Annotated in this window: 13 protein-coding genes; 8 read left to right on the plus strand and 5 right to left on the minus strand. The window is 48.6% G+C overall.

The features are described 5' to 3' along the window. Positions 1-77: 77 nt before the first annotated feature. The gene (ispB, locus tag AB3Y96_RS02680) at positions 78-1,049 is read right to left on the minus strand and encodes an octaprenyl diphosphate synthase (protein ID WP_367298422.1); all 972 of its coding nucleotides are present in this window, start codon (positions 1,047-1,049) and stop codon (positions 78-80) included. Between the two features lie 259 nt (positions 1,050-1,308). On the opposite strand from ispB, the gene rplU reads away from it, so the two are divergent. The 4 genes from rplU (at position 1,309) to cgtA (ending at position 4,173) form a co-directional block, all read left to right on the plus strand. Further along, positions 1,309-1,620, plus strand: coding sequence for a 50S ribosomal protein L21 (gene rplU / locus AB3Y96_RS02685; protein WP_004093692.1), 312 nt, complete (start codon positions 1,309-1,311; stop codon positions 1,618-1,620). Positions 1,621-1,638: 18 nt separating this feature from the next. Next, entirely contained in the window at positions 1,639-1,896 is a 258-nt protein-coding gene (gene rpmA, locus AB3Y96_RS02690; protein WP_004093693.1) for a 50S ribosomal protein L27, read from the plus strand. A gap of 90 nt (positions 1,897-1,986) precedes the next feature. After that, entirely contained in the window at positions 1,987-2,928 is a 942-nt protein-coding gene (locus tag AB3Y96_RS02695) for a DMT family transporter (RefSeq protein ID WP_367298423.1), read from the plus strand. 66 nt (positions 2,929-2,994) lie between these two features. Next, the gene (gene cgtA / locus AB3Y96_RS02700; protein ID WP_025798833.1) at positions 2,995-4,173 is read left to right on the plus strand and encodes an Obg family GTPase CgtA; all 1,179 of its coding nucleotides are present in this window, start codon (positions 2,995-2,997) and stop codon (positions 4,171-4,173) included. 65 nt (positions 4,174-4,238) lie between these two features. Here the strand turns inward: cgtA and pmrB are convergent, their stop codons facing one another. The 3 genes from pmrB to dacB are packed head-to-tail and all read right to left on the minus strand — an operon-like array spanning position 4,239 to position 7,433. After that, positions 4,239-5,303, minus strand: coding sequence for a two-component system sensor histidine kinase PmrB (gene pmrB / locus AB3Y96_RS02705; protein ID WP_367298424.1), 1,065 nt, complete (start codon positions 5,301-5,303; stop codon positions 4,239-4,241). After that, positions 5,300-5,962: a two-component system response regulator PmrA gene (pmrA, locus tag AB3Y96_RS02710; RefSeq protein WP_367298425.1), complete on the minus strand. Its 663-nt coding sequence runs from the start codon at positions 5,960-5,962 to the stop codon at positions 5,300-5,302. Before pmrA ends, pmrB begins: the two co-directional genes overlap by 4 nt. Before the next feature lie 37 nt (positions 5,963-5,999). After that, on the minus strand, positions 6,000-7,433 hold the full coding sequence (gene dacB, locus AB3Y96_RS02715) for a serine-type D-Ala-D-Ala carboxypeptidase (protein WP_072307797.1): 1,434 nt from the start codon (positions 7,431-7,433) through the stop codon (positions 6,000-6,002). Between the two features lie 276 nt (positions 7,434-7,709). Between dacB and greA the strand changes: the two genes are divergently transcribed. Next, the gene (gene greA, locus AB3Y96_RS02720) at positions 7,710-8,186 is read left to right on the plus strand and encodes a transcription elongation factor GreA (protein ID WP_072307796.1); all 477 of its coding nucleotides are present in this window, start codon (positions 7,710-7,712) and stop codon (positions 8,184-8,186) included. Positions 8,187-8,325: 139 nt separating this feature from the next. Here greA and yhbY read toward each other — a convergent pair whose 3' ends face one another. Beyond that, positions 8,326-8,619, minus strand: coding sequence for a ribosome assembly RNA-binding protein YhbY (gene yhbY / locus AB3Y96_RS02725; RefSeq protein ID WP_040046298.1), 294 nt, complete (start codon positions 8,617-8,619; stop codon positions 8,326-8,328). A gap of 140 nt (positions 8,620-8,759) precedes the next feature. Here yhbY and rlmE point away from each other — a divergent pair, with 140 nt between their 5' ends. From rlmE to folP, 3 genes are all read left to right on the plus strand, one after another. After that, positions 8,760-9,386 carry a 23S rRNA (uridine(2552)-2'-O)-methyltransferase RlmE gene (gene rlmE, locus AB3Y96_RS02730; RefSeq protein WP_025798842.1) on the plus strand — a complete coding sequence of 209 codons (627 nt, stop codon included), beginning with the start codon at positions 8,760-8,762 and terminating at the stop codon, positions 9,384-9,386. 56 nt (positions 9,387-9,442) lie between these two features. Next, positions 9,443-11,386: an ATP-dependent zinc metalloprotease FtsH gene (gene ftsH, locus AB3Y96_RS02735; RefSeq protein WP_072307795.1), complete on the plus strand. Its 1,944-nt coding sequence runs from the start codon at positions 9,443-9,445 to the stop codon at positions 11,384-11,386. Positions 11,387-11,502: 116 nt separating this feature from the next. After that, a complete protein-coding gene (gene folP, locus AB3Y96_RS02740) occupies positions 11,503-12,336 on the plus strand; it encodes a dihydropteroate synthase (RefSeq protein ID WP_367298426.1) in 834 nt (277 codons plus the stop codon). Positions 12,337-12,341: the final 5 nt, after the last annotated feature.

A 12,341-nucleotide genomic window follows, 5' to 3' on the forward strand; every position in this document is an offset into this window, starting at 1 on the left:
CTATTTTTATGTTTTATAAGGTTTTTCAATAAAAAAAAGAGCCTTTCGGCTCTTCTTTTGTTTCTAAAAAAAGAAAATTAGAATTTTCGATCTACTGCCATATTAGCGAGCCCAATCAGCGCATTCTTGTAGCTTGATTCTGGTAATGCTTGTAGCGCTAAGATCGCTTTATCAGCTTCTTCTTCGGCACGTTGGCGGGTATAGGTGAGTGAACCCACTTCATGCATTGTTTCAAGCACTGGCTCAAGCAAATGGCGCCCATTGCCTTCTTCGATGGCTTTACGGATCATCGCAGAATGCTCAGGTGAGCCATGCTTCATCGCATGCAGCAGAGGCAATGTTGGCTTTCCTTCGTTGAGGTCATCACCGGTATTTTTACCCAGTGTTTTCCCATCTGCATCGTAATCCAAGAGATCGTCGATCAATTGGAATGCGGTGCCAAGATAGCGCCCATAGTCTTGTAAGGCGATTTCCTGCTCGTGCGTGGCTCCAGCAAGGATCGCCGAAGATTGCGCTGCTGCTTCAAACAAACGAGCCGTTTTGCTGTAGATAACGCGCATGTAGTTTTCTTCAGTGATGTTCGGATCGTTAACGTTCATCAACTGTAAAACTTCACCTTCAGCAATAACGTTAGTTGCTTCGGACATCAGCTCCAAAACGCGCAAAGACTGTAGGCTTGTCATCATCTGGAACGAACGGGTATAGATAAAATCACCGACCAAAACGCTGGCGGCGTTGCCGAAAGCCGCATTTGCCGTGGCTTTGCCACGTCGCATATCGGATTCATCGACCACATCGTCGTGCAGCAGCGTTGCGGTATGAATAAATTCAATTAACGCCGCGACGGTGATGTGTTTATCCCCTTCGTAATTTAATGCTCTAGCCGACAATACTGCGATCATCGGGCGAATCCGTTTACCTCCACCGCTGATAATGTAGTAGCCTAACTGGTTGATTAGACTAACTTCAGAGTTTAGTTGCTGAAGAATTGTTGCGTTTACATCCGCCATGTCCTGCGCGGTTAACTCAGTAATTTGTTCTAGGTTCATTGTATTAATTCAACTGTGTTTCCATTTTCCGCCAGGCGAAAGCCCGCATGTAGGCTGTCACAAGCCACCAACTATAGTATGATTGTACTTGAAAAACGTATTAGATAAACGGCGCGAAGAGAACTGTGTTTTTTTTCTTCTTTTCTCCTGATTCTACCCTTGTCTTCTGAATGATTTTTGCGTAGAATTCGCGCCCTATTGTGAATATTTATAGCGCGTATTGGGCAACGAACCATGCGTGCGGAAATGCGGAGTTTATATGTACGCGGTTTTCCAAAGTGGTGGTAAACAACACCGAGTAAGCGAAGGTCAGACTATTCGCCTGGAAAAGCTGGACATCGCAACTGGTGAAACTGTTGAGTTTGACCAGATCCTGATGGTCGCCAATGGCGAAGACATCAAGATTGGCGTTCCATTTGTTTCTGGTGGCAAAGTTAAGGCTGAAATCGTTGCTCACGGTCGTGGCGAGAAAGTAACTATCGTTAAGTTCCGTCGTCGTAAGCATCATCGTAAGCAGCAGGGTCACCGTCAGTGGTTCACTGATGTTAAGATCACTGGTATCAGCGCTTAATTCTAGGAGAGCAGATTAATGGCACATAAAAAGGCTGGCGGCTCGACTCGTAACGGTCGCGATTCAGAAGCTAAACGTCTGGGCGTAAAACGCTTTGGCGGCGAAGCAGTATTGGCAGGTAGCATCATCGTTCGTCAACGTGGTACTAAATTCCACGCTGGTAACAACGTAGGTTGCGGCCGTGACCACACTCTGTTTGCTTTGGCTGACGGTAAAGTCAAGTTCGAAGTTAAAGGCCCGAAAAACCGTAAGTTCATCAGCATCGTTGCTGAATAAGTTTTTCGCGTCTAAATAGATGTAAGGCCCCGCAATAATCTTGCGGGGCTTTTTTACGTTTAAGGCCACATCAGGCCAAGGATGCTGAGTATGGAAAGCAATCAGAACGTCAAGGTGGGCATATGTCTTGCTCTCACTACGGCGGTTTTCTGGGGCGCATTGCCAATCGCGATGAAGCAGGTTTTACAGGTGATGGAGCCTTACACCATTGTCTGGTATCGCTTTTTGATTGCTTCAGTTGGATTGTTTTTCATTCTTTACTCACGTAAGCAACTGCCGCCGATGCGTGTTTTTAAGCATCGACGCTGGCTGGTTCTGCTCATTATTGCGACCTGCGGCTTACTGGGTAACTTCGTTCTGTTCAGCAGTTCGTTGCAGTATTTAAGTCCTACGGCATCTCAGGTCATAGGTCAGCTATCTCCCGTTGGGATGATGTTTGCCAGTGTTCTGATTTTGAAAGAGAAGATGCGCATCACGCAGGTGATCGGCGCATGTATGTTGATTAGCGGGCTGCTGTTGTTTTTTAACGTCAGCTTGAAAGAAATCTTTACCCAACTCACGGCTTATACGCTGGGCGTTATTCTCGGCGTCGGTGCTGCGATCGTTTGGGTAAGCTATGGTGTCGCTCAGAAAGTGCTGTTACGGCGATTAGCTTCACAACAGATCCTTTGGCTGTTGTACACTTTATGTGCGATATGTTTATTTCCGTTGGCGAAGCCAGCGGTTATTTTTCAGCTGGATGGCTGGCAGTTAGCCTGCCTCATATTTTGTGGTGCCAACACGTTGATTGGTTATGGCGCGCTAGCAGAAGCTATGGCGCGCTGGCAGGCAGCTCAGGTCAGTGCGGTGGTGACGTTAACCCCGCTGTTTACCCTGATGTTCTCTGACTTGTTAGCTTTGGTATGGCCAGATATGTTCCTTCCTCCTTCGTTAAATACGGTGGGGTACATCGGAGCATTTGTGGTGGTAGCCGGAGCAATGTTTTCCGCGGTGGGTCACCGTTGGTGGCCGCGTCGGGCCGAACAAAACTAGCTAACAGCTTACACAGCTAGGTTGCTCAGCTTAAGCAGCCCGGTAAATGATTTACGGAGACAGTAAATGAAATTTGTAGATGAAGCAGCGATTCACATCGAAGCCGGTGATGGCGGCAATGGCTGCGTCAGCTTCCGCCGTGAAAAATATATTCCGCGTGGCGGCCCAGACGGCGGCGATGGCGGTGACGGCGGCGATGTTTATCTGCTGGCCGATGAAAACCTGAATACCCTGATTGACTATCGTTTTGAGAAGTCTTTCCGTGCAGAACGCGGTCAGAACGGCCAAAGCCGTGACTGTACCGGTAAGCGCGGTAATGATATTACCGTTAAAGTTCCAGTCGGAACGCGCGTTGTCGATTTAGATACCGGCGAAGTTCTGGGCGATATGACTCGTCACGGCCAGAAGTTGATGGTCGGTAAAGGCGGCTGGCATGGATTGGGTAACACCCGTTTCAAATCATCCGTAAACCGTGCTCCGCGTCAAAAGACGATGGGGACCAAAGGCGACAAGCGCGATCTGAAATTAGAACTGCTGCTGCTGGCCGATGTGGGCATGCTGGGTCTGCCAAATGCCGGTAAATCCACCTTCATTCGCGCGGTTTCTGCTGCAAAACCAAAAGTCGCTGACTATCCATTTACCACGCTGGTGCCAAGCCTTGGCGTTGTGCGTATGGACCACGAAAAAAGTTTTGTGGTTGCGGATATCCCAGGTCTGATTGAAGGGGCCTCTGAAGGCGCTGGTTTGGGGATCCGATTCCTCAAGCATTTGGAGCGTTGCCGCGTGCTGTTGCACCTGATTGACTTAGCGCCTATTGATGAAAGCGATCCTATCGAGAACGCGAAAGTGATCATCAACGAGCTGGGCCAATACAGCGAAAAACTGTCTCAGAAGCCACGCTGGCTAGTTTTCAACAAGATCGACATCCTTGATCCTGAAGAAGCAAAACAACGCGCACAGGCGATTGCAGACGCTCTGGGCTGGGAAGACAAGCACTATCTGATTTCTGCGGCTAACCGTGAAGGCGTTAACGCGCTGTGCTGGGACGTTATGCACTTCCTAGACACACAACCACGCGACGCTGAAGTGGAAGAAGAGAAAGAAAAAGCTAAGAAAGCCGAGTTCATGTGGGATGACTATCATCGCGAACAGTTGGAACAGGCTGAAGCCGAGGCCGACGAAGACTGGGATGATGATTGGGATGAAGATGACGACGAAGGCGTCGAAATCATTTATCAGAAGTAATCCTGCTTCGTTTGTTTGTTAAGCAAAAGGCTGCCAATGGCAGCCTTTTTCATGCCGTTAATCTATTAGCGAGCGAGGATATCATGAGGTAGCCAGCAGTTAGCGATAAGCCCTGTGCCGGTTTCAACATTTTTGAGCGTCAGTTTCCCTTGATGCAACTGAACGATTCTAATCACAATGTTTAAGCCTAACCCACTGCCGCCGTAGCGTTGATCCATACGACGAAATGCCTGTGTCAGTTCGCCAGCTTTAGATTCATCAATCCCACATCCCTGATCGATAACCTTGAGTTCAACGCCTTTCTCATTGCTGACCGTTTTGATTCGAATCGTTGAATGTTCAGGGCTATAGCGATGGGCGTTCTCAACGAGGTTGCGTAGCATCAATCGTATTAGAACCGCATCGCCAAGAACCTGTGCAGGCTCTGGCGCGTCGATTTCTAAGGTCTGATGCCTCAATGCCAGCATTTCGGTGATTTCGCTCTTGAGCGGTGGAATCACATCCTGTGTTAGATCTATGGTTTGATAATGACCGCTAGCAAAATTTTGCCCCGCGCGCGACAGCATCAGTAACTGCTCAACGGTGTGCATTAGCTGGTCAATACGAGTCACTAAAGCGCGTGCTTCAGGCACACCGCCTTGCTCTAGCAGCTCTAAGTGCAAACGAATACCGGCTAAAGGCGTGCGTAGTTCATGCGCCGCATCAGCGGTAAATAACCGCTCTTGCTGAATAGTGTGACTAAGACGGGCAAATAACTGATTCAACGTGCCGGTAACCGCGGCAATCTCTTGCATATTACTATCAATAATAATCGGTGTGAGATTGTCTGCGGAGCGTTTGTCGAGCCTCTGTTGCAGCTTATTGAGGGGGCGAATTATCCAACTGATGGCAATAGCAGATAGAATTAACGTGAAAGACATCATGACCAGTGAGGGAACCAGCAGCGAAGCGATTGCTTCTCTGATCTCTTTTTCTACATGTGCATCACGTGCTTTTGCACTTAGCGTTTCATTGACCAGAAAACCGATTTGCTCGCGGCTTTCGTGCCAAAGCCAGAGTGCGCTTGCGAGCTGGGTTACCAGTAAAATCAGCGCCAGCATAATTAACAGACTGCGCCGCATGCTAATCATAATTGACTTTCCAGTCGATAGCCTACGCTGCGAACTGTTTTAATCCGTTCTTTGCCCAGTTTACGGCGAAGATTATGGATATGGACTTCTAGCGTGTTTGAACTTAAATCGTCCTGCCAAGAATAAAGATCCTGCTGTAAGATCTCACGGTTCACCGTTTGGCCTGCACGCATCATGAGGCGTGATAACAGGGCGAACTCTTTAGGTGTGAGCTCAATTTGCTGACCTGCGAAAGTTACCTGCTGTGTTGAGAGGTTAAGAATAATGTTCTCAACCTGCAGTAGGTTATCGCTATGTCCTTGAAAGCGACGAATTAATGCGCGGACGCGGGCTTGAAGCTCCACTAGAGCGAAAGGTTTTACCAGATAGTCATCAGCTCCGGCGTCTAATCCGTCAACACGATCTTCAATAGCATCGCGTGCGGTGAGTATCAGAACCGGTACGTCTACACCGCTGCGTCGCCATTGGCGGAGCAGGGATGCACCGTCTTGATCGGGCAATCCAAGATCAAGAATGATTAAGCTATATTGTCCAACTTGCACCAGGCTTTTTGCTTGAGCCGCCGTAGCGGCACAATCACAGGCGTAACTTTCGTTAGCGAGGGCTTTTGCAAGCCCCTGCTGGATGAGTTCGTCATCTTCAACAATCAGTATTTTCATAGCACTTAGCTTCAAATAGCCTGTTATTTAGATTTCACTAATTGTTTTGGTATATATCTCGATAAAGCCGACTTTCAAAGCGAACCAGCGGTGCGCGGCGGATTTTTTGATCCTGTGGTGGAACAGCATAACCCGAAAGATATTGTACAAATGCCATTCGCTGACCGCTTGCCGTAGTAATAAAGCCGGCTAAATTATATACCCCTTGCAGAGAGCCTGTTTTCGCTGAGACTTTCCCATCGACCCCTGCCTCATGAAGACCGCCACGGTATTGTAAGGTTCCATCATGACCAGCCAAAGGCAGCATTGAGATAATGTTTAGTTGCTGATCGTTTTGCGCAATGTATTGCAGAACTTGCATCATGGTCGCAGGTGAAATCAGATTGTGGCGAGACAAACCAGAGCCATCGACCAAAATCGTGTTGCCTAAATTGATCCCCGCTTTTTGGCGCAGGATCTGCCGTACGGAGTCGGCGCCTGCCCGCCATGTGCCTGGAACCCCTAAGCGTTCATGGCCTATAGTGCGGAATACGGTATCGGCAATCATGTTGTCAGACTTTTTCAGCATCGTATGCAGCAAGCTGCTCAGCGGGGCCGATTGAGTCTGAGCCAAAATAGTCGCAGCAGCGTTAGGCGTTGTTTGGCGGCGCAGGTTGCCATCAATTTGGATTTCAGACTGACGGAGCTCATCTTTCACAATAGCACCGGCGTAGCTTGCGCCATCTTGGACCGCAAATGCCAGCGGTAGGGGCTCAGAACGCTGAGTCAGGCAGCCCGTAACGGTAAAGCGGTTTAGCTCTCCCGGCACAACGTCTAACTCGCAGTATTGCGCGTCAGGTGAGCCCTTGGCTAAGGTGCGTACTTCGCTAAACATATGGACCGGATAATACGACGCGACTCGGATAAATGCGGTATCGCCTGCCTTCGGCGCACTATAAAGTGAAATCGAGAAACAGTTGCGATCGACAATGGCCGCCGCAGGCGGTGCGCTAAAGCACTGGGTCATATCATTCCATGGCCATCCGGGGGCTTTGTCATGGCTGGCGAATACGGAGGTATCGATCAAAATATCTCCCGTAATTTCATTGATGCCCTGCTTTTTCAGCGCTGTCACCATATTGCGAATATGCTGGCGTCGCAGCGTTGGATCGCCACCAAAACGGACGATCAAATCGCCTTTCAGTTTCCCGTCGCTAATTGAACCACGGGTTTCCATGGTGGTTGAAAAACGATAGTCAGGCCCGAGCTGAAGCATTGCAGCCAGCGCCGTGATCACTTTTTGCGTACTAGCAGGCAGCGCCATTTGCTGCCCATGAAAATCAATGGCAGGGGTCGGAGAACCTATTTTTTGCACTAAAAGGGCTAAGTTGGCCCCGTCTGGCAAATATTGGGTGTAATCTTGGACGGACGCAGCTTGAGTACTAAAAGCTAAGGCACAAGCCAATCCACTGATAATTCGTGAAAATTGCATAATCCCGGGATAACTACAGAGTAACGTGCCTGTCATACTACGGTGCATCTAGGGTTAAAGTAAACGATGATACTTGCTGAACTCTACGTTAAAATAGCCGTCAAAATGCAAAATCGATTTTAACTTGGGTTTTTTGGCCCCGAGTTAATATTTTTTTATTCAACGCCAAGGTCTGAGGGGACATTTTCGAACCTTCAGCCGATCGCTTCCGGCCATCCATCGATGGCGTCAGGATGAGGGCGACTTAAGCAGAATAGATTTTAAGGTGACTAAATTATGAACCAGATTCCTATGACGTTGCGTGGCGCAGAGAAGCTGCGTGAAGAGCTAGAGTATTTGAAAGGTACTCGCCGTCCGCAAATCATTGCCGACATCGCCGATGCGCGCGAGCATGGCGACTTGAAAGAGAATGCCGAATACCACGCAGCTCGTGAACAGCAGGGTTTCTGTGAGGGCCGTATTCAGGAAATCGAAGCGAAGCTTTCAAACGCTAACGTGATTGATGTTACCAAAATCCCAAACACTGGCCGTGTGATTTTTGGTTGTACGGTAAGCGTTGAGAATCTCGACACCGAAGATAAGGTGGCTTATTCGATTGTTGGCGATGATGAGGCTGATTTTAAACATAACCGCATCTCTGTGAACTCACCGATTGCACGTGGCCTCATCGGTAAAGAGCAAGGCGATATTGTGGTGATCAAAACTCCTGGCGGCGAAGTTGAATTCGAAATTTTGAAAGTCGAATACATCTGATTTTTTTGAATATTGCTGAGAGTTTGTACAATCGGCAATAAGTTTTGTAAAGATAAGAAAAAGGCCGCAATGCGGCCTTTCTATTAGGGTGAGAAAGCATCTCAGTTTGTGCTATATCTTTTCTTTATACGAAAAGGTATTAACGCGGTAAACTGATCTTGCGTTCTTGGCTTGGGCGGTAAATGACTAATACGTTACCGATCAGCTGCACTTGACACGCACCAGTTTCTCGGACGATGGCGTCAGCAATCAAGGTTTTGGTATCGCGCTCTTCAGCGGCAATTTTCACCTTGATGAGTTCATGATGCGTTAGCGCCTGTTCAATTTCAGCGAGAACACCTTCAGTCAAACCATTGTTGCCTAATTGCACAACAGGTTTGAGCGGATGGGCCAAGCTTTTTAGGTGCTGTTTTTGCTTGTTATTCAGATTCATCGTCTTTTTTGCTTAGGTTGGGATTGAAAACGGTACATTCTACCGCCATCTCCAGTGTATCACCAAATCGGTCTTACATGGTCATGGACACTCCGAAGCAACTGAGTGGATGAAACTGTTGTTTAGAGAGTTAATATCAGATGGGTAAAAAACGTTCCGCCAGCTCAAACCGCTGGATGCACGAACACTTTAGTGACAAATACGTAATTCAGGCACAGAAAAAGGGACTTCGCTCTCGTGCTTGGTTTAAACTTGATGAAATACAAAGCACTGACAAACTATTTAAACCAGGGATGACCGTTGTCGACTTGGGTGCCGCGCCGGGAGGGTGGTCACAGTATGTGGTCACACAAATCGGAAACAGCGGGCGAGTGATTGCCTGCGATATTCTGCCTATGGATCCTATCGTTGGTGTCGATTTCCTTCAGGGCGATTTTCGTGATGAATTAGTTCTCAAAGCGCTGACCGAACGCGTGGGTGAGGATAAAGTACAGGTTGTGATGTCAGATATGGCTCCCAACATGAGTGGTACGCCGTCGGTAGATATTCCGCGTTCAATGTATCTGGTTGAATTAGCGCTGGAAATGGCCAAGGATGTTTTAGCTCCTGGCGGTAGTTTTTTGGTGAAAGTGTTCCAGGGAGAGGGCTTTGATGAGTACCTTACGCAGATCCGCTCCCTGTTTACGAAGGTTAAGATTCGTAAGCCTGATGCATCCCGAGCACGTTCGCGGGAAGTATACATCGTAGCGACAGGGCGGAAACTATAGTACCCTGATGCTTATTGTTAACACAGTTGTAATATGAGGTTAATCCCTTGAGTGACATGGCGAAAAACCTAATCCTCTGGCTGGTCATCGCAGTAGTGCTGATGTCTGTGTTCCAGAGCTTTGGGCCCAGCGAATCGAACAGCCGTAGGGTGGATTACTCTACGTTCCTAACTGAGGTTAATCAGGATCAGGTACGTGAGGTCCGTATTAATGGACGTGAAATTAACGTAATCAAGAAAGACAGCGGTAAATACACCACCTACATTCCTGTTAACGATCCTAAGCTGCTGGATTCTCTGTTAACGAAGAATGTAAAAGTGGTTGGTGAACCGCCGGAAGAGCCAAGCTTGCTGGCTTCTATCTTTATCTCTTGGTTCCCAATGCTATTGCTTATTGGGGTTTGGATCTTCTTTATGCGTCAGATGCAGGGCGGCGGTGGCAAAGGTGCCATGTCGTTTGGTAAGAGCAAGGCTCGCATGCTGACCGAAGATCAGATCAAAACCACTTTTGCAGACGTCGCCGGTTGTGACGAAGCAAAAGAAGAAGTTGCCGAATTAGTGGAATACCTGCGTGACCCAAGCCGCTTCCAGAAACTGGGCGGTAAGATCCCGAAAGGTATCTTGATGGTTGGTCCTCCAGGTACCGGTAAAACCTTGCTGGCTAAAGCCATCGCGGGTGAAGCTAAGGTTCCGTTCTTTACTATTTCCGGTTCTGACTTTGTTGAAATGTTTGTCGGTGTGGGTGCATCCCGTGTCCGTGACATGTTTGAACAGGCGAAGAAAGCAGCCCCATGTATCATCTTCATCGATGAAATTGACGCCGTAGGCCGTCAACGTGGTGCGGGTTTGGGCGGTGGTCACGATGAACGTGAACAAACCCTGAACCAGATGCTGGTTGAGATGGATGGTTTTGAAGGTAACGAAGGTATCATCGTTATTGCCGCAACTAACCGCCCAGACGTACTGGACCCAGCGTTACTGCGTCCAGGTCGTTTCGACCGTCAGGTTGTGGTTGGTTTGCCAGACGTACGTGGCCGTGAGCAGATCCTGAAAGTTCATATGCGTCGTGTGCCACTGTCAACAGACATTGATGCATCCGTTATTGCACGTGGTACCCCGGGCTTCTCCGGTGCTGATTTGGCTAACTTAGTCAACGAAGCTGCCTTGTTTGCTGCCCGTACTAACAAACGTGTTGTATCGATGGTTGAGTTTGAAAAAGCCAAAGATAAGATCATGATGGGCGCAGAGCGCCGTTCTATGGTCATGACCGAAGAGCAGAAAGAATCTACCGCGTATCATGAAGCAGGCCATGCGATCATCGGTCGTCTGGTTCCTGAACATGACCCGGTACACAAAGTCACTATTATTCCGCGCGGTCGTGCGTTAGGTGTGACCTTCTTCCTGCCACAGGGCGATGCCATCAGCTACAGTCGTCAGAAGCTGGAAAGTATGATTTCCGTTGCCTACGGTGGTCGTTTGGCTGAAGAACTGATTTACGGCGTTGAAAATGTTTCTACTGGCGCATCACAGGACATCAAACAGGCGACCACAATCGCCCGTAACATGGTGACCCAATGGGGCTTCTCAGAAAAACTGGGTCCATTGCTGTATGCGGAAGAAGAAGGTGAAGTGTTCTTGGGTCGTTCGGTTTCTAAGACAAAGCACATGTCTGACGAAACTGCACGCATCATCGACCAAGAAGTGAAAGCATTGATTGAACGTAACTACGCACGTACGCGCCAGTTGCTGGAAGACAATATGGATATCATGCACGCGATGAAAGATGCATTGATGAAATATGAAACTATTGATGCTCCACAGGTTGATGATTTGATGGCTCGCCGCGAAGTTCGTCCACCGGCTGGTTGGGAAGAAGAGCAAAATAACCGTTCAGACAACGGTGGCGCTCCCCAAGCTCCAGTGAACAAGCCTGCGGAAGAGCAGCTGAATACGCCATCTTCTGATGACAACATCACAACTGGCAACACCGGCGAGAAGTAATCGCGCTGGCTGATGTGGCCAATATGGTGTGCTGACAGACAAACCCCGACTTGCTCGGGGTTTTTTTTTGCGTTCAAATACCCACCTCAAAAATAAAAATGAAATATGGAGACTGCATGCAGCTGAAAGCGCAAGGGTTAACTCTGGACCTGACTTACCCTCAAGTGATGGGGATTCTGAATGTCACGCCAGATTCTTTTTCCGACGGCGGTAAACATAATGGATTGGATGCCGCTTTACGCCATGCGGAAGCGATGATCAGCGCAGGCGCAACCATCATTGACGTTGGTGGTGAATCGACTCGCCCGGGTGCCGCAGAAGTGAGCACCGAAGAAGAACTTGAACGTGTGGTGCCTATCGTTGAACTGATTGCTCGCTATTTCGATGTATGGATTTCAGTAGATACGTCAAAAGCCGACGTGATTACCGCCAGCGCACAGGCGGGAGCTACATTGATTAATGACATCCGCTCTCTGAGTGAGCCCGGCGCGCTGGAGGCGGCAGCGCAATCTGGTTTACCGGTGTGTCTGATGCATATGCAGGGCGATCCAAAAACCATGCAGCACAAACCTGTCTATACCGATGTGGTTGCCGAGGTAGATAGCTATCTCACTTCACAAATTGAGCGCTGCACCGCGGCAGGCATTGATAAAAGCCGCTTATTGATTGATCCCGGTTTTGGTTTTGGCAAGAATCTGGAGCATAATTACCAACTTCTGGCTCACCTAGCGCATTTCCATCATTTTGGCTTACCGCTTCTTGTTGGTATGTCTCGTAAATCAATGATTGGTCAGCTTCTTAAAGTTGGTCCGACACAACGCGTGACGGGAAGTGTGGCATGTGCAGTGATTGCCGCAATGCAAGGAGCCCATATTATTCGGGTTCATGATGTTAAAGAGACAGTTGAGGCGATGCGTGTCGTCGAAGCTACACTTTCAGCGAAGGGATAAAGATT

The sequence above is a fragment of the Hafnia alvei genome (assembly GCF_964063325.1).
In the GTDB taxonomy this organism is placed as follows: Bacteria; Pseudomonadota; Gammaproteobacteria; order Enterobacterales; family Enterobacteriaceae; genus Hafnia; species Hafnia alvei_B.